Source organism: Bowmanella yangjiangensis, assembly GCF_017255015.1.
Lineage (GTDB): Bacteria > Pseudomonadota > Gammaproteobacteria > Enterobacterales > Alteromonadaceae > Bowmanella > Bowmanella yangjiangensis.
Genome location: NZ_JAFKCS010000280.1, coordinates 1 through 1,044, shown reverse-complemented (window position 1 = coordinate 1,044; position 1,044 = coordinate 1). Strand labels below are relative to the sequence as shown.

Below are 1,044 nucleotides of genomic sequence, written 5' to 3'. Positions count from 1 at the left end.
AACCAAACGTTAGGTTTAATCAGTACATGATAGAAGTACATATTCCAGGATTTAGAGATCTACAGATTAGCCACATCGTATGTGACTATAACGGGACTCTCGCATTAGATGGCGTGCTGTTACCTGGCGTGCGCGACTCACTTACCGCACTTGCACTTGATGTAGATATTTACGTTATCACAGCCGACACTTTTGGCATTGCAGAAAACCAGCTTTCCGAGCTGCCAGTGAAACTAAAAATTATCCCGCTTGAATACCAGGCAGAAGCAAAGTTTGAATTTATCTCTGCACTAGGCGCAGAAAACGTTTTCGCAATTGGCAATGGCATGAACGACAGGAAAATGCTGCAATCAGCTGCTGTCGGTGTTGCATTAATTCAAAGAGAAGGTGCTTCAGCAGCGACACAGGCCTGCGCTGACGTTGTTTCTTTAAGCATTCTGGATAGCCTGGATCTACTACGTAATCCTAAACGCTTAATTGCAACGCTTCGCTCATAACCCATTGGCGTATTCCTTAGAATCGGGACCAGGAAAAGGGGACAGATTTATTTATGGTACAGCGCCACTGGTCTAAAAATAAATCTGTCCCCTTTTTTCTACTAGGCGTTATACGTAAGGAGCAATCATGCAGTGCCACAACCATGAAATTCAGGCCGTAGCAACTTGTAAGAATTGCTACAAGGCAATATGCCGTGATTGCCTTTCCCTAGTGAACGGAATCTGCGCATGTAAAAATTCATGCGAGCAAGCCGTCACTGACCTTGAAGAATACCTATCCCTATCAAAGCAAAGCATTAAGAAAATAAGTAACACATACAAAAATGGCGCAATCTTTAACTTCATATGCGGCCTAGTGTTTTTCATCATTGGCATCGCACCGGTCATCACTGGAAGCAATTATGGCGTCACTATTTTTGCAGTACTGGGCCTTGCTTTCTTCTACGGCTCATATGCTTCATACAAAGGCGGAAAGCGGCTAGAAACCAATGAAAAAGCGCAGCGTCGAACTGGCGTATAACAATGCGCTCAACTGTCGCTCACTCCG

2 protein-coding genes are annotated in these 1,044 nt (G+C 44.3%); both read left to right on the top strand.

Annotated features, from left to right (window positions below):
* On the top strand, nt 1–497 hold a 497-nt coding region (locus J0A65_RS23980), incomplete at its 5' end, for an HAD family hydrolase (RefSeq protein WP_206596780.1).
* 127 nt (nt 498–624) lie between these two features.
* Nucleotides 625–1,017, top strand: coding sequence for a hypothetical protein (locus J0A65_RS23975; RefSeq protein ID WP_206596779.1), 393 nt, complete (start codon nt 625–627; stop codon nt 1,015–1,017).
* The last annotated feature ends 27 nt before the right edge of the window (nt 1,018–1,044 follow it).

Excerpts from the sequence above, each read along its gene's own strand:
- J0A65_RS23975 (WP_206596779.1), top strand. The coding sequence starts at position 625 with ATGCAGTGCCACAACCATGAAATTCAGGCCGTAGCAACTTGTAAGAAT.